This window comes from Paenibacillus sp. ACRRX (assembly GCF_022346885.1).
Taxonomy (GTDB): Bacteria; Bacillota; Bacilli; order Paenibacillales; family Paenibacillaceae; genus Paenibacillus_B.
Genome location: NZ_JAKRNK010000001.1, coordinates 1,045,102 through 1,064,998, shown reverse-complemented (window position 1 = coordinate 1,064,998; position 19,897 = coordinate 1,045,102). Strand labels below are relative to the sequence as shown.

22 protein-coding genes are annotated in these 19,897 nt (G+C 43.9%); 3 read left to right on the top strand and 19 right to left on the bottom strand.

Going from position 1 to position 19,897, the window contains the following annotated elements; all coding sequences use genetic code 11:
- Positions 1–17: 17 nt before the first annotated feature.
- The 3 genes from MH117_RS04870 to MH117_RS04860 form a co-directional block, all read right to left on the bottom strand.
- Positions 18–176 carry a hypothetical protein gene (locus MH117_RS04870; protein WP_239327504.1) on the bottom strand — a complete coding sequence of 53 codons (159 nt, stop codon included), beginning with the start codon at positions 174–176 and terminating at the stop codon, positions 18–20.
- A gap of 12 nt (positions 177–188) precedes the next feature.
- A complete protein-coding gene (locus tag MH117_RS04865) occupies positions 189–335 on the bottom strand; it encodes a hypothetical protein (RefSeq protein WP_239327503.1) in 147 nt (48 codons plus the stop codon).
- A gap of 103 nt (positions 336–438) precedes the next feature.
- Positions 439–603 carry a hypothetical protein gene (locus MH117_RS04860; protein ID WP_239327502.1) on the bottom strand — a complete coding sequence of 55 codons (165 nt, stop codon included), beginning with the start codon at positions 601–603 and terminating at the stop codon, positions 439–441.
- Positions 604–685: 82 nt separating this feature from the next.
- Here MH117_RS04860 and MH117_RS04855 point away from each other — a divergent pair, with 82 nt between their 5' ends.
- Entirely contained in the window at positions 686–1,486 is an 801-nt protein-coding gene (locus MH117_RS04855) for a DUF4393 domain-containing protein (RefSeq protein ID WP_239327501.1), read from the top strand.
- Here the strand turns inward: MH117_RS04855 and MH117_RS04850 are convergent.
- Genes MH117_RS04850 through MH117_RS04835 form a run of 4 tightly spaced genes read right to left on the bottom strand, consistent with a single transcriptional unit; the run spans position 1,467 to position 2,846 of the window.
- Positions 1,467–1,676 carry an acetylornithine deacetylase gene (locus MH117_RS04850; protein ID WP_239327500.1) on the bottom strand — a complete coding sequence of 70 codons (210 nt, stop codon included), beginning with the start codon at positions 1,674–1,676 and terminating at the stop codon, positions 1,467–1,469. The genes MH117_RS04855 and MH117_RS04850 overlap by 20 nt on opposite strands.
- A gap of 15 nt (positions 1,677–1,691) precedes the next feature.
- Complete coding sequence (locus MH117_RS04845; RefSeq protein WP_239327499.1) at positions 1,692–2,342, bottom strand: Rha family transcriptional regulator; 651 nt, start codon at positions 2,340–2,342, stop codon at positions 1,692–1,694.
- A 16-nt stretch (positions 2,343–2,358) separates the two neighbouring features.
- The gene (locus MH117_RS04840) at positions 2,359–2,628 is read right to left on the bottom strand and encodes a group-specific protein (protein ID WP_239327498.1); all 270 of its coding nucleotides are present in this window, start codon (positions 2,626–2,628) and stop codon (positions 2,359–2,361) included.
- A 14-nt stretch (positions 2,629–2,642) separates the two neighbouring features.
- Entirely contained in the window at positions 2,643–2,846 is a 204-nt protein-coding gene (locus MH117_RS04835) for a helix-turn-helix domain-containing protein (RefSeq protein ID WP_239327497.1), read from the bottom strand.
- 226 nt (positions 2,847–3,072) lie between these two features.
- On the opposite strand from MH117_RS04835, the gene MH117_RS04830 reads away from it, so the two are divergent.
- Together MH117_RS04830 and MH117_RS04825 are read left to right on the top strand one after the other, a co-directional pair.
- On the top strand, positions 3,073–3,504 hold the full coding sequence (locus MH117_RS04830; protein WP_239327496.1) for a helix-turn-helix domain-containing protein: 432 nt from the start codon (positions 3,073–3,075) through the stop codon (positions 3,502–3,504).
- 2 nt (positions 3,505–3,506) lie between these two features.
- On the top strand, positions 3,507–4,658 hold the full coding sequence (locus MH117_RS04825; RefSeq protein ID WP_239327495.1) for a site-specific integrase: 1,152 nt from the start codon (positions 3,507–3,509) through the stop codon (positions 4,656–4,658).
- A gap of 77 nt (positions 4,659–4,735) precedes the next feature.
- Here the strand turns inward: MH117_RS04825 and glnA are convergent, their stop codons facing one another.
- The 12 genes from glnA to mutL form a co-directional block, all read right to left on the bottom strand.
- Positions 4,736–6,064, bottom strand: a complete 1,329-nt coding sequence (gene glnA / locus MH117_RS04820) for a type I glutamate--ammonia ligase (protein WP_239327494.1) — start codon at positions 6,062–6,064, stop codon at positions 4,736–4,738.
- A 33-nt stretch (positions 6,065–6,097) separates the two neighbouring features.
- Positions 6,098–6,508 carry a MerR family transcriptional regulator gene (locus tag MH117_RS04815; protein ID WP_028546681.1) on the bottom strand — a complete coding sequence of 137 codons (411 nt, stop codon included), beginning with the start codon at positions 6,506–6,508 and terminating at the stop codon, positions 6,098–6,100.
- A 213-nt stretch (positions 6,509–6,721) separates the two neighbouring features.
- Positions 6,722–7,978 (bottom strand): methionine gamma-lyase family protein, encoded by a 1,257-nt coding sequence (locus MH117_RS04810; protein ID WP_239327493.1) that lies wholly within the window; start codon positions 7,976–7,978, stop codon positions 6,722–6,724.
- A gap of 63 nt (positions 7,979–8,041) precedes the next feature.
- Entirely contained in the window at positions 8,042–9,331 is a 1,290-nt protein-coding gene (hflX, locus tag MH117_RS04805; protein ID WP_239327492.1) for a GTPase HflX, read from the bottom strand.
- Positions 9,332–9,572: 241 nt separating this feature from the next.
- A complete protein-coding gene (locus MH117_RS04800; protein WP_239327491.1) occupies positions 9,573–10,589 on the bottom strand; it encodes an AAA family ATPase in 1,017 nt (338 codons plus the stop codon).
- A gap of 290 nt (positions 10,590–10,879) precedes the next feature.
- Complete coding sequence (locus MH117_RS04795; RefSeq protein ID WP_239327490.1) at positions 10,880–11,539, bottom strand: YdcF family protein; 660 nt, start codon at positions 11,537–11,539, stop codon at positions 10,880–10,882.
- A gap of 91 nt (positions 11,540–11,630) precedes the next feature.
- On the bottom strand, positions 11,631–12,341 hold the full coding sequence (locus tag MH117_RS04790; RefSeq protein WP_239327489.1) for a peptidylprolyl isomerase: 711 nt from the start codon (positions 12,339–12,341) through the stop codon (positions 11,631–11,633).
- Positions 12,342–12,381: 40 nt separating this feature from the next.
- Positions 12,382–14,994, bottom strand: a complete 2,613-nt coding sequence (locus MH117_RS04785; protein WP_481857245.1) for a transglycosylase domain-containing protein — start codon at positions 14,992–14,994, stop codon at positions 12,382–12,384.
- 472 nt (positions 14,995–15,466) lie between these two features.
- Positions 15,467–15,706: an RNA chaperone Hfq gene (gene hfq / locus MH117_RS04780; protein ID WP_028546686.1), complete on the bottom strand. Its 240-nt coding sequence runs from the start codon at positions 15,704–15,706 to the stop codon at positions 15,467–15,469.
- A gap of 49 nt (positions 15,707–15,755) precedes the next feature.
- Complete coding sequence (gene miaA, locus MH117_RS04775; protein ID WP_239327487.1) at positions 15,756–16,709, bottom strand: tRNA (adenosine(37)-N6)-dimethylallyltransferase MiaA; 954 nt, start codon at positions 16,707–16,709, stop codon at positions 15,756–15,758.
- Positions 16,693–17,478, bottom strand: coding sequence for a class I SAM-dependent methyltransferase (locus MH117_RS04770; RefSeq protein WP_239327486.1), 786 nt, complete (start codon positions 17,476–17,478; stop codon positions 16,693–16,695). Before MH117_RS04770 ends, miaA begins: the two co-directional genes overlap by 17 nt.
- A gap of 75 nt (positions 17,479–17,553) precedes the next feature.
- Positions 17,554–19,836, bottom strand: a complete 2,283-nt coding sequence (gene mutL, locus MH117_RS04765) for a DNA mismatch repair endonuclease MutL (protein WP_239327485.1) — start codon at positions 19,834–19,836, stop codon at positions 17,554–17,556.
- Positions 19,837–19,897 lie beyond the last annotated feature (61 nt).

The window sequence follows — 19,897 nt, the reverse complement described above, 5'->3', positions numbered from 1 at the left end:
AGCCCCAATAATAAGTCCTAAGATGAACATTTATAGTCACTCCAATCGATTGGTTTACGGACCATTACAAATTCCGAACATTCAATTGCATCTTTCATACACTGTTCGCAGTGCGGCTGCTCGTCCTCATAGATTTGATATTCAGCAAGTCGACCACATCCGCATTTCGGGACCATAAAACCATCCTCCTAAAAGCCATACTTCTGTTCCAGCACTTCCATTTCCGTCTTGAGATACGCTCTTGTATCTGCGTCTGGCTCGTCCAAATATTCATTGTATAAGGTCATGTACTCTGCAATAACAAGGTCTATAGTTGCAAGTTGCTCCGCCGTCATACTGCTCTACGCTCCCATTTGCATTGTGTCTGCTCATGTAGATAAGATAATGCTGACATTCTCTCTCCACTTGTAAGCGCTTGCCAAGTTCCTGCTTTGATGATCATTTAAACTCATCCTCCCTCATCAATTTGATTTGTACCTCATCCAATCGCTCTACTATCATCCCAAGTGTCATTGCTGCCTCAGATCCAAACGGCAACATCCGTATAATTGCTCCTATTATCCTGTTTGCTCGCTTTAACTGCTTTGCAGCTTGGCGGTTCATGTTCACACTCCTTGACTAGATTCTGGTTGTTACAGCCTGTCACTCTCGTTACAATAGAGATAAAAACATGAGGTGACTTTGAATGACTCAACCAACTAAATTGGCTGATGTTCTTTTGGCTTCTACCGAGGTTGTTAATGCTACTTTCTTACCTCCAGCAAAACGGATCGGCGAAGTGTTAGATGCAGCTTTATTGTTTGTGTTTACTCCACTTCTTAAATCAAAAGTAGCCAATGAACATTCAATTGATGTTTACAAGAAGGAAATTGCTGAGAAAGTTAACTCTATTCCATCAGAAAATCTTGTTGAGCCCCCTTTGAATATTGTTGGACCTGCTCTTGAAGCATCAAAATATTACATAGAATCAGATGAGATACGCGCAATGTTTTCTAACCTAATTGCCTCTTCCGCAAATAATACTAATAACCAAAAAATCCATCCTTCTTTTGTTGAGATTATTAAGCAAATGTCCCCATTGGATGCAATCGTCTGTACTTTTTTGTTTGAAAACGAAAAATCGTTTGGCGTAGGTAATATTCAAGGAATTTATTCTAAACCTAACAGCACTAATGGTCTTAAGACGAGTGCAGCTAGCATTGTAGAACACTTTTTTCCTCTTCCTAATTTGACAGTGGATAATTATAAAGATTATCAAGCTTCAATAACAAATCTCATTAGATTAGGTTTAATTGATATTACTTACAATAGATCATACGTTGCTAATGAAAGGTATACAAAATTACTTGAGCATCCGTTATATATATCGATACAAGATAGAACAAAAGTAGAAGCACTCCCAGATAATTTTTTACATTTTGATATTCAAAAGGGTTGCTGGAGTTTCACTGCTTTTGGTAATAATTTCACTGCTTGTTGTTTGTAAACTTCTTCTCCAGTACAGCAATCGTAGCTTGCATATAGCCATCTTTATATTCATTAATCAGTTGTTCTACCTCAACCATTAAGCGTTCACTAATAACTAGTAGGGCTTGAGCAGTCTTCTCCTCCAATTGAAACAATGCTGTTTCAAGCTCTACTACTTTCATCTCAAGATCAATAACGCGTTGTTCCATATACATTCCCCTTTCTTAATTAGCTTCCCTTATCTTTGGATACCAGCCTCGCACTATATCAAGTGCTAATTCAAAATCCTTACGTGGTATCTTGTCGTACTTAGCCACACCGAAATGAGTTTTCAACGTACTGTAGATACCTTGGAAATGGGCATTGCCGTATCCTGTATTCAGGAGTTGTCCAGCACGATTGTTAACTGCTGTACGCAACTGTCCTCGTTGAGCCTCTGTGATCCAGACCTCATTGTCTACAACCTGTTTTAATTGAGATACATCATTCTCAATATTGTTTGCCCGTTGCTCCAAGTAAATATAGTGTTGAAGTTGAGGGCTAAGCTGACTCAAATTGATAGAACCCATAATTTGCTGTTCCATCATGTTAAAGGCCTTAATGTAATCTTCCTTGAATCGGGCTGCCTCCGAACCGGTATAACCCATGACCAAGAATGTAAATCCATCTCGTGTCATCTCAACTTTAGGTAGTCCTTTGTTCTGTCCACTAACATAAGTGGAGAGTCCAAAATTGGACTGTCTAAATTCTTCGCTGCATTCCAGCTCACGAATGTCCCTCATTACATGTTTGTGTTCCTTCCCGAATTTTTCAGCTACTAATAAACTATCTGTTACTGCTCGTCCGTTCTGTATAAATACCAGTTGTTGGTTCATATAGATTGTTCTCCCTTCAGGTCTTCGGCTGCTCCATAAGCCATTTAATAAGAAACGCTCGTGCATCCTTTGCCGGAAAAAGCCATTTTGTTCCTTGTCTTCTTTTCGGAAATCTGGGATCGTAGAAAAATGTATTTTGAATCGTGGGCCACGAAAGTCGTGTGACTCTGATTAAATCCTTGGTATCCCAAAAAACAAGATCCACATCAATTTCAGCTAGTTTAATGTTTATTTGTTCTAAGCACATCTTCCTTACTTCTTCAGAATCAATATTTACAGATAACACGATACCACCACCCCTTAACAAACATCTGTAAATTCATCAAGTGATATCCCCGCCGTTTTAAGTCCAGCAAGAAAATCGTTACCTGGGAATCTCTGTCCTCTGATTACTCGATAAACTTGTGTTGAGGTGACACCAATCCGCTTAGCGAGTTCCTTTTCATCCCACCCCGCCTCATACATGTGCCTCTCTAACTTCTTAACATTTAAAACAAGTTTCATTTATATCACCTCGTTTCGTTACCTTATGGTACTTATAATAAATCATAAATTACCTTTTGGTAAAACGCCAAATTTGGCTGAATTTGTCGATTTACGGCTGTATTTTGACAAATCTCACGCTGTTTACCTTTTGGTATCATATTATCTAAATATTACTTTACCTTTTGGTCATTTTTCTATATATTTATTACCAAGAGGTAACAAGAGTGCAGTGGAGGGATACATAGTGTCAGTAAATAGTTTCGGATCTTATCTAAAGATGCTCAGAGAAAAAAAAGAAATGACCATTAAGCAACTTTCTGAGGAATCAGGAATAAGTAACGCTCAAATATCAAGAATTGAAAATGGGATCAGAAAACCACCCAAGCCTGAAACAATAAAAAAGTTATCAGAGGCTCTTGGTGCGGATTACAAGGAGATGTTGACTAAAGCTGGGCATTTCGAAGAAGATGCATCGGAATATCCTGATTGGGCTTCTGAGAAAGATATTTTGGATTTCAAAACAATGTTAGAAAATGACTCACCAGTACTTTTTGACGGGGTGCCAATCGAAGGGGAAGCACGCCAAAGAGTTTTAGATGTATTAACTGGCCTCTTCTGGGAAGAAAAAAGAAAAGACAGAAATAACCCCAATACAAAAAAAGAGAAAGGGAAATAGACATGGCCAATTTCAAAAAACATTCTACAGGTTGGGAGTTCAGGCTTAAATATAAAGATCCTTTTACTCAAAAATTTAAGGAGAAGTCTCAGCGGGGGTTTGAAACAAAAAAAGAAGCTCAATTAGCTGCTGCGGAGTTTGAACGTAAAGTACTACAGGGTTATGAACAATCAGATATACCACTAGTTGATTATCTATACAATTGGGTTGAAAAATATAAAAAAGACACAGTCCGTAAGAACACAATTCGTTCACATTTAAACAATATTAAAAATCATATTGAACCATACTTCAAAAAATTATATCTTTCAGACTTAAAACCAGATATGTATCAAGCATTTCTTGACTATTGCGTCGATAGCAACATGAGTAGACGATCAATTGAAATTGTAAACAGCACAATGTATGCAGCACTGGAACGTGCTACTATTCAGGGTAAAATAGAAAGAAATCCAAGTTATGGATCAATCATAAAAAAAGAAAAGTCTAAAAGGCAGGTCAAATTTATCGATTCTGATGACATACCTAGATTTCTTCAGCAAGCACATAGGTATGGATACATCTATTGGATATTCTTCAAAGTGTTAATTGCAACAGGGATGCGCAAGGGGGAAGCTGCTGCTCTTAAATGGAGTGATATTGATTTCAAAAATTGCACTATTACAATTGATGAAACCTTGGATTTTCAGGCCTCAAATGATGAGGAATTATTCGGAGAAACTAAAACTGGTAAGTCCGAACGAAAAATTAAAATAAGTCAGAACATAGTGAACGATCTAAGGTTTCAAATGAATTGGCAGAATCAGAACAAATTAAACCTTGGCTCACTATACAAGTACGAACTCAATTTAGTGTTATGTCGAAAAGATGGAAATTTCATGCCTAAATCAACTTTATTTAATGCTTTTTCAAGAATTCTCAAGCGTTCAGACCTTCCGTCTCTGCCGATACATTCTACAAGACATACGTGTGCTGTTGTAATGCTAGAGGCTGGGGCTGATATGAAATACGTTCAAGAATATCTAGGACACGGCAGCATTAAAATAACCTCAGATGTATACTCACACATATCCAAAAAATTAGAACAGAGAAATACTCAGAAGATCGAGGCTTATACAGATAAGATATTCGGGGGCGATTTGGGGGCGGATTGAAAAAACATAAAAAAATTACAGTAATGCCCCCACAAAGAAAAACCCCAGAAGCCTTATGGCTCCTAGGGTTTCAGGTACTAGTACAACGTCATATATTGATCGCGTTCCCATTGGTGAACTTGTGTGCGATACATGTCCCATTCGATCTCTTTCAGCTCAAGGAAGTGCTGCAACGCGTGCTCGCCCAATGCTTCGCACATCGTCTCATCGCTCAGCAACGCTTCAAGCGATTCCTTCAAACTGGATGGCAAGCTCGGAATGCCTTCGGATACGCGCTCTTCTTCTGTCATAACATAGATGTTACGATCTGTTGGAGCTGGAAGAGCCGTACGGTTCTTAATTCCATCCAGACCTGCTTTAAGAATAACAGCCAATGCCAAGTAAGGGTTAGCAGATGGATCCGGGTTCCGTACTTCAACACGTGTGCTCAAGCCGCGGGAAGCTGGGATACGGATCATCGGACTGCGGTTGCTCGCTGACCAAGCTACATAACATGGAGCTTCATATCCAGGTACAAGGCGCTTGTAAGAGTTAACCGTAGGATTCGTAATTGCCGCAAACCCGCGCGCATGGTTCAATACGCCTGCCATAAAGGAACGGGCATCTGCACTAAGGCCACTTGAATCCTGCTCATCTACAAATGCATTATCGGAGCCGTTAAATAAAGAGATATTACAGTGCATACCGGAGCCATTTACGCCGAACAATGGTTTCGCCATAAATGTAGCATGCAGCCCATGTTGACGAGCTATCGTCTTCACGACCAGCTTAAACGTCTGAATTTGGTCAGCCGCTTTAATTGCATTTGCATATTTGAAATCAATTTCATGCTGGCCTGGCGCAACTTCATGATGCGAAGCTTCGATTTCAAAGCCCATTTCTTCCAACTTCAATACGATTTCACGGCGGCAATTCTCACCCAAGTCAGTAGGGGCAAGATCGAAATATCCCCCCTGATCATTCAGTTCCATTGTAGGATTGCCCTTCTCGTCTGTCTTAAACAAGAAGAATTCAGGTTCAGGACCAACATTCATTGCTGTGAATCCAAGCTCTTCCGCCTCTTTCAGCGCACGCTTCAAAATACCGCGCGGGCAGCCAGCGAACGGTGTGCCGTCTGGCATGTACACATCACAGATCATACGCGCTACACGATCTTCAGCCACCCATGGGAATATTACCCAAGTGTCAAGATCAGGAACAAGATACATATCCGATTCCTCGATACGTACATATCCTTCGATTGAGGAGCCGTCAAACATCATCTTGTTGTCCAATGCCTTCTGCAATTGGCTCGTTGGAATTTCTACGTTCTTGATTGTTCCAAGCAAGTCAGTAAACTGTAGACGAATGAAACGAACATTTTGCTCTTTAGCGATACGGATAATATCTTCTCTTGTGTAACCCACGTGGAACCTCTCCTTTATGTTCATTTATGATACTTATTTCGTAAAGAAACGGGACAATTCTCCTTGAATCAACGAGACTTGCCCGGGTCTCTTGCCGGCCATTAACTGCTGCTTAAGCATACGGTGCAATTGAGCATCGGACATTTCTTTGCGCTTCGACTCCGAGTCAGCGCTTAACACGGTTGCTTCGCTAGATTCCTTGGACATGGGATTCAGAACTTGCTTAATCCCTGCAATGTTGACGCCCTTCTCTATGAGAGCTTTAATCTCAAGCAGTCGTTCAACATCGTTAAATGAAAATAAACGCTGGTTTCCCGAGGTACGAGCCGGCATAATGAGTTCATGTTGCTCATAGTACCGAATTTGACGAGCAGTCAAATCCGTTAACTTCATTACGATGCCGATTGGAAACAACGCCATATTTCTGCGAATGTCATCACCCATCGTTCATCAACCTTCCTCATCGTAATACCGAATTAGGTTTATTCTAACCTTCGGAAGCAAAGGTGTCAACCCGTGTGAGCTAAACTAACAACAAAAAAACGCAGGTTGATGAAATAGTCCTCATCATAACTAACCTGCGCTTTTAGCTATTCTATTCTTATTGAATTATACGGTCATATAACAAACTATTTCACAAGGACATTTGAGCTGAGATTATACGCTCAGTAAGCCGCGATCGATCATCGTTTGTAATGCTTTTAACGCTCCCAGCTTAGCATGCGCGTACGTAAGCCCACCCTGCATGTAAGCCGTGTAGGGCTCACGTATCGGTGCATCAGCAGACAGTTCTAGGCTCCCGCCTTGAATAAAGGTCCCGGCAGCCATAATAACGGGATGCTCATATCCCGGCATGTCCCACGGTTCTGGTACAACGTGGGCATCCACCGCAGATGCTTGCTGCACTCCCTGCACAAAGGCAATCAAATGCTCTGCTGCATGGAAACGTATCGCCTGAATCAGATCCGTTCTTGGCTTAGACCAGTGCGGTGAGGTCTCAAAGCCTAGTTCTTCAAATAGTGCCGCTGCGAACACACTCCCTCGCACAGCCTGTCCGACAGTCGTTGGAGCCAAGAACAAGCCTTGGTACATGGCACGTGTCATTCCAAGCATAGCTCCAACTTCTCCTCCAATCCCTGGCGCTGTCAAGCGTTGTGCAGCAAGTTCCACATAGGCTTGGCGGCCAGCAATGTATCCGCCCGTAGAGGCTATTCCACCACCAGGGTTTTTGATCAATGAGCCCGCTATCAGATCAACACCGACTTCGGTCGGTTCTAACAATTCCGTAAACTCGCCATAACAATTATCGACAAATACGATCAGATCAGAGCGAATCTCTCGGATACGCTTTACCATCTCCCCTATTTGGTCAACGGTAAATGATGCCCGCCAGTCATAGCCACGTGAACGTTGTATTCCGATAACTTTAGTATCCTTCGTTATGGCAGCAGCAACTGCCTCCCAGTCCACTGCGTCTTGAGTTGTTAATGGTACTTCATTATACGATATACCAAAGTCGCGTAATGAACCTGTTCCATCACCATCTTTACCGATTACTTTGTGCAGGGTATCGTATGGTGTTCCCGTAATGTACAACAATGCATCACCAGGACGTAGTACAGCAAATAATGCCGTCGCAATTGTATGCGTACCCGATACGAAGTGTGGACGAACTAATGCTGCTTCTGCGCCAAACACAGTCGCATACACCTCGTCCAGCACTTCACGGCCTCTATCATTGTAGCCATAGCCTGTGGAGCTGGCAAAATGATAATCACTCACACGGTGGGTTTGAAAGGCATCAATAACTTTCCATTGGTTTCGTTCTGCAATACGTTCAATGTCGCGTACACTACCTGCTATTTTAATTTCTACTTGTTGTTCAAGCTGCTGTAAAGCGGATGAAAAATTCATGTATGCTCGTTTCCCCTTGCTGATCATGTTATTAATAACACTAATGACTAATCCTAACATGGATTAGCTCTGCTTCTCGTACTCTTTCAACTTATGTCCATGAACTTCAGCCGCCGCGCGGTCCAACCGTACACGCAGCAGCAATTGTTCGTCTTCTGTCTGTTGGTCTACTACTTCGCCCATCCGATAAGCAAGCGCAGCTAGATCCCCACGTGAAGCTGGAATCGAGTACGTAACTGTCTGTCCAATCAGATGCTCTTGGACCACCGTGCGTACCCGTTCCATATCCTGCTTTTCATAGGCACTAATGAGGAAGTGCGTACCGTCTTGATGAAGTAATTGCAGTTGTTCTTTAGAGCACAGATCCTTCTTATTGTATAACACAATCTCCGGCTTTGCTCCTGCCCCCAGCTCCTGCAAAATATTAGCGACTACACGCATTTGATCGTCCCGCATCGGTGACGAAGCATCAACGACGTGCAGTATCAGGTCTGCCTCATTTACTTCCTCCAACGTCGCCCGAAAAGACGCTATTAAATCATGAGGCAAATTCTGAATAAACCCTACCGTATCTGTTAATACCACTTCTTTGCCGTTCGGCAGTTCCCATGTACGAGTCGTCGGATCTAAGGTAGCAAACAATTGGTTTTCGATATAGACGTCCGCGTCAGTCAATTGTTGAAGAAGTGTTGATTTGCCTGCATTCGTGTAGCCTACAAGAGCTATCTGAATTACACCGCTCTTCTTTCTGCGTTCCCGATGAAGATGGCGATGCTTTACAACTTCCTCCAGTTGACGCTTAAGCTCCGCAATACGGTTACGGATGTGGCGCCGATCTGTCTCCAGTTTGGATTCGCCTGGACCTCTAGTGCCAATGCCTCCTCCTAATCTGGACAAATTCTTCCCATGTCCCGAAAGACGCGGCAGCAAATAAGAGTGCTGTGCCAGCTCTACTTGAATGATTCCTTCTCTCGTTTTGGCACGCTGCGCAAAAATGTCAAGAATAAGCTGAGTCCGATCTATAATTTTAGCATCTAACACTTGTTCCAGATTGCGTACTTGCGCGCCTGACAATTCTTGATCGAATATAGCAGTATTGGCTGCTAATTCATCCATAACCGCCTTTAGCTCCTGTACCTTGCCCTTGCCAATAAACCACTTCGGGTCACGAGTATCACGAGCTTGTGACATCGTGGAGACGACTTCCACACCTGCTGTCTCTGCCAATTGCACAAGCTCATCCAATGAGTATTGGGCATCGATACCGCTTCGTTTTACTTCGTCCGTGATAAGGGTTACCAAGACAGCTCGATCCGGAATCGCCTCGGTTGTGTCGTATGTAGTCGTTCGCATGTAACAGCGTAAGCTCCTTCGTCTAACAGTATCAATACAACTGACCTGTAAATGCAATGCAATACGATATACAGTATACCTCATTTCCGCTTGCATTTTAAATACAGTGCTCTTAACGTCATAAGTCCCAGCTAGCTAGGCATTACACGGGGTTTAAATTCAATAATCATGCCGACAAATGGTATATCATTAAATTATATGGATGCTCTTCTCTGAGCATCGTACCCTGTAATCGCCAGAATTAATATCTCGAATCCTTCGTAAGCAAATTGATATAACGATCAAACGGATCAACCGTTTGGCTGGGAGCTGTGTCATTCTTTTCAAAGTAATGAAAATCCTCGTTCGTTAAATTAATCAAATTTGATTTATTTATTTTCACTGAAGATAATTTCCTAGTTATTCTCACTGCGTGGTTTCGGATCGCTTTTTCCAACATATTTCTAATAAAACGAGCGTTACTGAAATTTTGCTTTATTTCCTTTTCTTTCACAATGTACTCTTTAATCTTATCAATTGCAGAAGGTTGGATAACATACTCTTTTTCAAAAGCCATCTTAAGTAAAATCTTTATCAATTCATCGATGGAATAGTCAGGAAAATCTACGTGCATGGCAAATCGAGAAGGTAACCCTGTGTTTAATTCCAATAAATCATTCATTTCTCGGGGATATCCAGCAATAATCAAAATAAAGTCATTACGCCGGTCTTCCATTAATTTCACTAAGCAGTCAATTGCTTCTTTCCCAAAATCTTTTTCCCCACCACGCGCCAGACTATAGGCTTCATCCACAAATAATACGCCGCCCATTGCCTTTTTAACTACTTCTCTCGTCTTCTGTGCCGTATGGCCGATGTACTCCCCAACAAGATCGGCACGATCTACTTCAAGCAGATGACCTTTAGAAATTACTCCAAGCTGATGAAACATCTTAGCTACAATTCTAGCCACTGTCGTTTTTCCTGTGCCGGGGTTACCTGAAAAGATCATATGATAAACTTGAGAATTTGCTTGCAGCCCCTCGGCTTGCCGAATTTTTTGAACACGCAGCATTGCGTATATTTCAAATACGATTTGTTTTACCTCATCAAGACCAATCATATCGTCAAGTTCATTAAAGGCTTCAGGAAACTCTTCAGAAATGGAATTGTTCATAGATTCATTCGGCTCAGGTGGTTGTATTGGTTCCGAATTGTTATTGAAGACTATGCTGATTTTTCGATCTTGAGTTGTAATAGAGCGATTATCACTTGTCACTTTAAATCACTCCTTCATTAAAAGCTGCACCCTGAGAGTCGCATCTCCTATTCTAGTCAGAGTGCTACGAATTGATGACCTATAACCCAGGAGGCACAAAACCACATACACACAATGTAATGGATAGTTGGCTGTCTCCTGAGCAGACTCAGCTTCGAATGTGCTACTTGAAAATGATCATGCATTAGATTCATCCTCTCGACAAGTTGTAGAAAGACAGCCTTTCTTTCATAAGCTTATCACTGCCGCTTATCCAACATATTCTATCGATAGCGAGGATATTAGCAGATTTAGAGCCACAGCTCGTCCCATTTCCACTTCGTATAGGCAAGGGTTTCCCTGCCAAAATGGTAGAAGGTTGAAAGCACCTTGCTTGCCACAGTTTCTACATGCAGCTGCTCATACCCCAGCTTATCCGCTATTTCATACGCCCTATTCCCATGAAAATCATGAGTGACAATCGTAACCGATGACCATTGATGTTCGCGAACAATAGGCTGTGCAAATTTTAAATTTTCCAATGTGCTTGTAGATGAATTCTCTAGCCATATAACCGACTCCGGAATTCCATGAGCAATTAAATACCGCTTGCTGCCTTCCGCCTCTGTATAAGTAGCCGTAGGCGTATCTTTGCCTCCAGTGACGATAATTTGCTTGAAGCGACCTTCATTGTAAAGCTTTACCACAAGATTAAGGCGCTCCTTTAACCCTGGGCTTGGCTCATCTCCCCATAGAGATGCTCCCAGCACAATGCCAACATCACTCGTTGCAAGCGAGTTGGCGTCGCTTGAGCTTGTTATTTTCCAAAGTACGTACCCTGTCCATAATAAACCTAACAGGAGCAGGGATCCGACCAACAAAACTAATTTACGTATCAGAACGGTTTTTCTCGATTTATTCTTACGAGCACTGCGCATTGGAGTTGCTGCATGATCCAACATTTTTGGCATATTATGGTCCTCCCTCAGGTAAAAAAGAAGCACGCAATTCAATTATTGCGTGCTTCTTCATGATCAATGATGACATTCTTATCTCTAAACTTTAAGACTTATGAATCGTAACCGTTTCAATCTTGACTACTTCTTGCGGCTTGCTCTGCTCCATCGTATCCGGGTTCTCTACCACTGGAGTTTTGGCTATCGCTGTCACCACATCCATACCACTCTTCACCTTACCAAAGATCGGGTATACAGGCTGCATGTTCAAGCTCCCGGCATCATCACCGGTACAAATAAAGAACTGGCTGCCAGCACTATTCGGCTGACTAGACTTTGCCATCGCTACTACTCCAGGCTCATATGATCGCTTACTGTCCAACTCGTCCGGGATCGTATATCCTGGTCCACCCATACCGTTGCCGAGCGGATCTCCCGATTGAACCATAAACGTCTCGATAATACGATGGAACGTAATGCCGTCGTAGTAATGTTCATTCGCGAGAAACACAAAGTTGTTTACGGTCTGCGGCGCTTCTTTGGCGAACAGCTCGATCTCAAATGTTCCTTTCGTGGTCTTCACTTCAGCCACATAGTTCGCATTCGTATCAATAGACATTTTAGGCATTTCAGCCCATGACTTGGCTTTGTTCTCGATGGGAGCTGACCCGCTTGCAGCGTTGTTTTCCGCTGGTGCAGCAGGCTTATTCTTTTGTCCGCAGCCAATAAGACTGATTAATAAGACGCTTAATAACAATAGACCTCCTGCTTTCCTTGCTGTCTGCCCTAACCACGTGGATGGTCGATTTGATTTCAACGTACGCTCGCTCCTTATTAAACGAATTGTAGGTCTTTATTTAAGCCGCTGGTGGGAAAGAAGTGGAATCCGCTCCTTGCCCGCCGCGCTCTTTATTTTTGTCAGGCTTACCGTTCTGATTATCATGCTTGCCTGTATTATTGGAAGTGCTTCCGCCAGTCTCGATACTGGAACCGTTACCCGACTGGCCAGAAGTAGTATTGTCAGTCCCATTATCTGGCCCTTCTGTACCGCCAGTTTCTGGACCGACGCTACCACTGTCTCCATTCCCATTGTTGCTGCCATTTCCTTCATTACCATTGCCGTTATTGCCGCCACCATTATTTCCATTGTTGCCGTTAGGATTGTCAATCTCTCCACCAGGCACGTTAGGGTCCACAGGATCTGTCACTGGCGGAACAACTGGATCTGGCGGCGGCTCGACATTCTCAGCTTCAATCTTGATTACAGCTTCGTTGGACTTGGCAGACTCTTCCGGTTTGTCCTCACTCGTAGCTGTCACATAATACGTATACGTTTCTCCGGCAAATACCCCAATATCTTCTGCTTCGTTTGCTTGAATGCCGGCTAATATTTTCGTAAATTGTGGGTCAGCAGTTGCTTTGCGATACAAGCTGTACTTGACGTTCTTTCCTTCAACAGCTTTCCAAGTTAACGAGATAGACTTGGTATTCTCAGAATAGGAACCCTGTAAACCAGATACTGCCGCTGGCGGTTTCGGCTTTTCATCTTCTTTAACATCCTCTGGCTTGTTGAATGATTGACTGTCAACCCCCTTGAGCGCTTGAGTCATAACTTTACTGAATAAGGCGGCAGGCTGACCACTGCTGCCAACAAGAACATGATTACTATCCGTCTTGTCATATCCCATCCAAACAGATCCTGTCCACTCTGGCGTGTAGCCGACAAACCACAAATCACGATTACCAGGACCATTATAGCCAGGTACAGAGTGCTGTGTAGAACCAGTCTTACCTGCAACAGGGCGATCCATCTTGGCCGCTTTACCTGTTCCGCTGTTAACCACTTCTTGCATCATCTGTGTCATATAATAGGCCGTCTTCTCTGACATTACTCGCTCAGGCTTAGGCACAGTATAGGTATACACATCAGTATTTTTACGATCTTTGATCTGCTTGATCGTATATGCCGGGTAATAATAACCCCCATTGGCAAACGCATTATATGCCTCCGCCATCTCGATAGGTGTTGTACCTCTCGTCATACCCCCAAGTGCAATAGACAGGTTGTAATCGCCCTTGTCCAGCTCAATTCCCAGCTGCTTCGCAAAATTAGTGCCGCTCTTGATCCCAATCTCGTTCAGCAGCCAAACAGCCGGCAAGTTAGTGGAACGTTTGAAGGCCTCTGTCATCTCAATCGGTCCCACATACTTGTTACGACCTAGGTCGGTCGGGCAATAGTTGCCAAAGCACTGCTTGTCATCACGAAGCGTTGACCATGGGAACCACTGACCTGACTCTATTGCTGGCCCAAATGATACGATTGGTTTAAAAGCAGAACCGGGTTGGCGTTTTACATTCGCACGGTTCCAACCTTTTTTTACATAATCACGTCCGCCAACCATTGCCATCAGTGCTCCATTTCGATGGTCGGATATGACCATTGAACCTTGGGATTTGATGTCATCTTTACTTTTCTCAAAGTTATCATCTTCACTGAACTCTTTAAAAACAGCGCGTTGTGCATCTCCATCCATCGTAGTATAGATGCTGAACCCTCCACGCAGCAATTCATCCTCCGTTAACCCTGTGCGCTCCTCAGCTTCCTGCACCATATAATCGACAAAGGCCATATACGCTGCATCGCCCTTTTCAGTCTGATCATTGCCACCATTTGACTTAAGCGGCACGTAATCAACAGCCGCTGCCTCTTCCATTTCCGACAACGTAATGTATTTTTCTTCATACATGAGGGACAAGACAACTTTACGACGTTCCTTGGAAAGCTCCGGATTCGAAATCGGATTGTATCGAGAAGGCGCCTTCGGCATCGCCGCCAATGTCGCCATCTGCCATACTTTTAATTTACTCAAATCACTTTCACCAAAATATCGAATGGATGCAGCCTTCACACCGTAAGCACCTTGGCCAAAGAAAATACGATTCAAATACATCGTAATAATTTCGTCTTTTGTATAGTGATTCTCCAAAGCTAGTGCAATAGATACTTCCGTTGCTTTACGGAAAAACGTCTTGTCACTCGTCAAAAACATATTTTTTGCCAACTGCTGTGTAATCGTGCTGCCGCCTTCCTTCAGGCTGCCGTGCATGACGTCTTTTACCATCGCACGTCCAATTGACCACAGGTCTACACCTTGATGCTCCTGAAAGCGGCGATCTTCCGTTGCAATAAACGCGTTTTCCAACATATCAGGAATCTCTCCTGCTTCTACAACTTCACGATTGCTTGCCCCATGGCCAAGCTTTGCAATCTCAATACCTTTACGATCAAACACGGTAGATGCTTCTGCCATTTGGAACATGTCTGCTTCTTTATATTCTTTCATTAATCGTTCGCCATTTAGCAAAATAAACAAATATCCGCCCACCGCACAAAATATCGCAAATGCGGTAGTGAAAAACATAAGCCACCAAGTCTTCTTCCATGACCATTTCTTTTTGGGCTTGGACATGCCGCTGCCACCACTACCACCATTGCCACGCTGACCAGAATTATTGGAATTACTTGTGTGACCGGTACTACTAGCTCGTTGTCCTCGGTTACTGCGGGACAATTTATCATTTGTAGACATTCTTTCCGACTCCCTTTTCCGTGAGGATTTCTCTTTATTGCGCTGCTGGAGAAGATGAGTGTTATTACCCTTTCGTAGGCCGTCTAGAAACGGCAGCAAGCTGCACATCGCTCCAACCTTTCTCTGTACGCAAAATATACGGTTAAGATTCGACGCACTCGACTGGCCGCTGCCCTTCATTATCGTACTGGAACGATGCAGTCAAGAGGGTGGAGAATATCTGCTGTACACTCCAACGAAAAGAACAACCCCTTAGGGTTGTTCTTGACCGTACTATACATGTAGACGTTGCAAAGCCTGAAAAAGTTTCATTTCATTCTCAAGGAGCTGCGACAGCACCTTAAGCAACGGATTAAGATTCGTTCTGATGGTCCTGCATCAGGGATACGTTGCGCATCGGCGTGAATGTGGAGATCGCATGCTTAAATACCATCTGCTGGCGTCCGTCACTGTCTATGACGATTGTGTAATTGTCAAATGCGCGAATGATACCGCGAATCTGGAACCCGTTCGTCAAATATACAGTTACCGGAATGCTCTCCTTGCGTAGCTGGTTCAAGAAAGTATCTTGGATATTAATGGATTTATTCATCGTCCGTACCCCCATAATCTTGATATAGTGTTGAAATATATTCAACCTCTTAGCGAAACTTTCCTGCTACGATGCCACAAATTTGTGAGAAATGTTCATCATATCGTGTACTGTCAGTCACATCGACCCAATGAATGTCCTTCATGCGACGGAACCATGACAGTTGACGCTTAGCGAATCGACGGGTATCGCGCTTAAGCAGCGTGACAGCAGCCTCATAGGACGTCTCGCCTGCTAAATAAGCGGCTATTTCTTTATAACCCAGACCTTGCATCGATACAAGTGATCGGGAATACCCTCGCTGCAGTAATTGCTCAACTTCTTGGACAAGCCCTTCTTCAAGCATCTCATCAATTCGGGCCTCTATTCGTTTATATAGCAATTGCCTGTCCATTGTCAAACCAATAAAACACAAATCGTATTGTGGCTGGCGCTGTTGGACCTCCAACTGCTCTGACATTTTTTGACCTGTTAAACGAAATATTTCCAAAGCGCGAATCACTCTTCTTACATCGTTCGGGTGTAATCTTTCAGCAGATTCGGGGTCCACGAGCCGCAGCTGCTCATGCAGAACTTCGTTCCCCTGATCTTCCGCAAGATGGGCCATTTCTAGTCGGAATGGCTCATCAGATCCTTGTTCGCTGAACTCAAATCCGTAACATAGAGACTCCACATAAAGACCCGTCCCACCAACAATAAATGGAAGCTTATGGCGAGATGCTATATCTGGTATAAGCTCGCGACAACGATCCTGAAATTCAGCAACCGAAAATGGTTCATCGGGCTCATGAATATCCATCATATAATGTGGAATCCCATCGCGTTCAGCAAAAGGAAGCTTAGCTGTCCCAATGTCCATATGCCGATACACCTGCATACTATCACCTGATATGATCTCAGCATTCCAATGATGGGCCAATTGCAAACTCAATTTTGTCTTGCCGACCGCCGTAGGACCGACTAAAACAAGCAGTCGATGTCTAGGACTATTCGTTGCCGACAATGTCAATCACTCCATATGCTAATTTAGAACCTGTCCGCTCGACGCGGGTAAACCCCAATCGATTAAATTCCTCGCTGCCACGCAGCTCTTTCATAACAACCGTCTTGCGTGCTACACGCATCGCTTCATGCACCGCCTCTGCTGCCAATGGTTCGTGATTCGCTAGATGACGCAGCGGATCGATAGCCGCGGATTCTTGTACTGGCGTGCGAAACATCGGATCAAAATAAATCGTATCAACGGATCGATCAGGTAGACGTAATAACATGTCCAAGTAATGACTGTGCTCCATACGGATACGTCTCATCGCACGATTGATCTCTTCCACCTCTGACACATATGCGCGGAGCCCTTCTCTGACCAAAACAAACAACGGGAGTTGACTTTCGCAAGCTGTAACACTCCCCTTGTCGCCAACAGCCATGGAAAAAACAAGGGCATCGCCCCCTAATCCTGCCGTGCAGTCCAACACCGAAGCACCTGGTTTAATACGTGCCGCACGAATCATCGTGTCTGACTCCCCGTTCAGTATACGCTTTGATCGAATAAATGCCATGCTTGGATGATAGGTAAGATCCGCCTGTCCGATCTGTGTATAACGAATCCCAGAGTCCATCATAATCAGAAATTGGTCGTCACCATAACGTTTCCTCAATTGGGGAAACGATTGCTTTCTCCGAGTCGTATACAGGCAACCCAGTTCCTTCGCCAGCGATTGAGCTTGAGCAATGACATGAGGCGAAGTCGAATCACCTGTCGTAATAATCATAGGTTCCTCCTCATTATAAACGGTACTGAAACGTAAATACAAATGCTCATGTACCCTAAATCGTATATGTGCCTATCACATAATACGCTTAAACATCTTTTCCAGATCATGATTCGTGAACTTGATGATGATCGGCCTGCCATGCGGACACGTAAACGGCTGCCTGCAAGCGCCTAGCCTGGCGATTAACATATCTGCTTCCTCTTGTGTAATCCGCTGGTTGGCTTTGATGGAGGCTTTACAGGAGCACATAATGGCCGATGCTTCACGCATTGTAGTGATGTTTGGAGCTTTTTCATTTAGCACCCAATCCATCATTTCTTGAATGAGACCTTCTTCCTCCCCATTCGGAAACCAGTAGGGATGAGAACGAATCAGGAATGTCTGAGCACCAAACGGCTCTACTGCTATCCCCACATGCTCCAGCAGCGGCATACGTTCTCGAATACGACCTGCTTCATTCGGTGTAAGCTCGATTGTTAATGGAATTAGCAGTTCTTGAAAAGCATCGATCGGTTTACCGAACTTGTCTACATAGTATTCATAATTGACACGTTCATGTGCTGCATGCTGATCTATTAAATATAATCCTTCTTCATTGCCACAGATTAAGTAAGTACCATGCAAAGAACCAAGATAGGACAAGGCCGGAAATGGGGGGAGAGCGGCATCTGATGCCGAGCTCTGCTCCATTACTTTGTTCCATGCAGCGACAGTTGTACGATTAACAGGTGTACGTTCTTCTCTCTGTGATTGCCGGTTGTGGACATAGTCCGCCTTTGTTGGTTGATAGAGCACTTGCGATCCCTGATCTCTATTCGATAATGCACTGTCATCAGGCACTGCCCCTGTATTACGATGAACTTCATAATTAGCCGCATGCTCACGTTGTAGATCAGGATTGACGGGTGCACGGCTTGTCAGTCCATGATCTCCCGCTTCCTTCTGATCCGTTGAAATAGGCGCTGCCGATTGCAGTACATCTTCTGCAGCTTTAGCCTGCTCCGCTTGCACGTCAGCAGCCTGTAGAGCAGTATCCTCCATATGTTCGGTTTCAGCAGGCTGTGGAGAGGCTGCATCTAGGACATCATTTGGAATTTCCATTTTATTAGGGCGATTGAACTCTTCAGCCTTAGCATCAGGCAAAGCTATATTATTATAGGCCTCCGCAGCACCCCTATGATCTGCATCTGGAAAAAGTTCCCTCTTACTAGTGGGATTCCCTTCCTTTGGTGTGTGAAACACAAGCGAGCCTCGCGCTTGCATCGGTATGCCTTGTTCATTTGTAGAAGCGGCCCAATCCATTTGAGCTTGCTCGACATAAGTTTTCACTTTCGCTTTAGGAGTGGGAACCGCCTTCGGAATGAGCGTCTGACCGACAAGCTCCTGGCGGAAAGCCAGTTCCACGCACTCAGACAGTTCTGTTTCCTTGCTGAAACGCACCTCCATCTTGGACGGATGTACGTTAACATCCACCAGGGTCGGGTGCATTTTCACCTGCATGACAATGACAGGATAACGATTGATTGGTAATAACGTATGATACGCCCGCAGCGCCGCCTGATTTAACGGAAAGCTCCTGACATAACGTCCATTTACAAACCAAGACATAGCATTTCGATTAGAGCGTGTGAGTTCAGGTTTCCCGATATAACCTTCTACATCGTAATCCAAATGCTCTGCTTTTACTTTAATCATCTGCTTAGCGGTGTGGACACCATATACTGCAGCAATGACTTGTAATAGATCGCCGTTACCCAATGTTTGCAGCAGCATATTCTCGTTATGTTTAAGAGAGAAGCCAATCTCGGGATATGACAAGGCTAATCGATACATCAGATCAGATATATGTCCGAGCTCTGTCTGAATTGTCTTCATATACTTTAATCGTGCCGGTGTATTATAAAACAGTTCTCTTATCGTAAATGTTGTGCCTTGCATCGACTGTGCTGGCTCATGCGTCAACAGATGCCCACCTTCGATGACAATCCGGCGTCCCAAGCCTGTAGACTCTGTAGAAGTAACCACTTCTACCTTAGCTACCGCGGCTATACTGGGAAGAGCCTCACCGCGGAAACCTAGACTGCGAATCGAAAATAAATCACGATTCGAACGAATCTTGCTAGTAGCATGGCGTTCGAAAGCGGTCTCCACATCATCCTCCGCAATACCAGATCCATTGTCTTTTACCTGAATTAACTGGAGACCTCCCTCTTCGACGACCACATCAATATGTCTGCTGCCAGCATCAATTGCATTTTCAACTAATTCCTTCACTACAGATGCTGGACGCTCCACTACTTCTCCAGCAGCAATCTGGTTCGCAAGCTGATCATCCAGCACATGAATAATAGCCATCGTCTCACCCCGTCCATTTGAGCATTCCATTCAGATGAAGCATTCATGTCAACGCCGATCA